The 1,672-nt window shown below is 50.1% G+C and carries 2 protein-coding genes; both read left to right on the top strand.

Annotation, left to right across the window (positions count from 1 at the left end):
• A partial coding sequence (locus tag B3180_RS02575) for a sensor histidine kinase (RefSeq protein ID WP_286842852.1) occupies window positions 1–1,009 on the top strand: 1,009 nt, incomplete at its 5' end.
• Window positions 1,006–1,672 (top strand): sigma-54-dependent transcriptional regulator (locus B3180_RS02570; protein WP_286842850.1); only part of this gene is annotated, 667 nt, incomplete at its 3' end. The genes B3180_RS02575 and B3180_RS02570, both read left to right, overlap by 4 nt.

The raw sequence follows: 1,672 nt of genomic DNA, 5'->3' as shown, positions 1-1,672 counted from the left end.
AGCCAGTGACTTCGATGAGTCTTTTGAAACGCTGAGTCAGTATGCCTGGCTGAGCTGGGCTGCATTTGGCCTGATCACTATTGCGGTATTGGTATTTGGGCATTATCGCGGTGTTGGGCGACATGTGGTGGCACTAAAAGACGCAATGCTGCAAGTCGCAAAAGGAAATCGAAGCACTCGAGTGACACCCGCCGGGCCTTCGGAGCTTCAGGATGTTGCCCTGGGGTTTAACCGGATGCTGGATAGCATTACTGAAGCGGAGCAGGAGTTAGAACAGCGACGTGAGCACGAAGCGTCGTTGCAGCGAGCGTTGCGGGAACAGGAAAAAATGGCAGCTATTGGCAGTGTAGCCAGCGGTGTTGCCCATGAGTTAGGAGCGCCGCTTACTGTTATTGATGGACGCGCCAGTCGATTATTACGTAACCATAAAGACGATGACAGCCAGCGACAACTTAAGGCCGTCAGAGGCCAGGTACAAAGGCTTACCGGACTGGTGAATCAATTGCTGGCATTTTCAAGAACGCCGGTGCAGCAAAGAGAAAGCATTTCCCTGCGAGATCTGATAACAACGGCAATGACCAGCATTGAGTTTGAACAGGATAAAGGTTCTGCCAGAGTGGTAGTTAAAGAGCTTGTCGATGTCATTCTTAAAGTTGACATAAAGCGACTGGAACTGGCCTTAGTAAACGTACTGCGCAATGGCTTGCAGGCCGCTGAATCTGAGGTTGCTGTCGCGGCTGAGTACGCTAATGACGGAGTCGTCATTACCATAGATGATGACGGAGAAGGTTTACCTGATGCGATGAAAGATAAAGCATTACAGCCGTTCGAAACCAATAAGCCACAAGGTAAAGGGACGGGTCTGGGTTTGACCATAGTTAAGCACGTATTGAATGATCATGGTGGTGAATTGTCTTTGACCAATAACCCAAATGGCGGTTGTCGGGTTATTTTGAGTTTACCGGCACAATGCGTTCGGCAAGCGGTTAAAAACGGAGGCAGTAAATGACAGCAGCAAAAGCCATGATAGGTGTAATTGAGGATGATCCGGCTCTACAGGAACTGCTTGTTGAAGAGCTTGAAGCTGAAGGCTATCAAGTAAATGCCTGGGGCAGTGTTGAAGGCTTTAAAAAAGCCGCTGCAACTCTGGACTTGGTCATTAGTGATATTCGCTTGCCGGGTCAGTCCGGGCTGTCACTTTTAGACAGCCTGAAAAATGAAGACAACGCTCCGGCACTGTTATTAATTACGGCTTTTGGCACGGTTGATCAGGCGGTTGATGCGTTAAAGCAGGGCGCGGATGACTTTCTGACCAAGCCTTTAGATGTTGAACATTTATTGCTAAGTGTACAACGTATTCTTGAGCATCGCTCGTTGCAGCGGGAGCTAAAGCGCTACCGTCAGCAGCAAAAAGGACCGGGTGGTTTAGTCGGGCAGAGTCCGTCAATGCGCAAGCTTTATGATCAAATAGAACGTATTGCGCCAGCTGACGGAAGCGTTCTGATCACCGGCGAAAGTGGGACCGGTAAAGAGCTGGTGGCGAAGGCGCTGCATCAGTTAAGTGACCGCGCTGAACAAAGCTTTCAGGCGGTAAACTGCGCCGGCATTCCGGCCGATTTAATGGAAAGTGAATTTTTCGGCCATGCAGCCGGGGCTTTTACCGGCGCGCAGA

The organism is Idiomarina sp. UBA4206, from assembly GCF_002383015.1.
Classification (GTDB): domain Bacteria; phylum Pseudomonadota; class Gammaproteobacteria; order Enterobacterales; family Alteromonadaceae; genus Idiomarina; species Idiomarina abyssalis.
The sequence above is the reverse complement of the archived record's forward strand: the minus strand, read 5'-3'. Positions and strand labels throughout refer to the sequence as shown.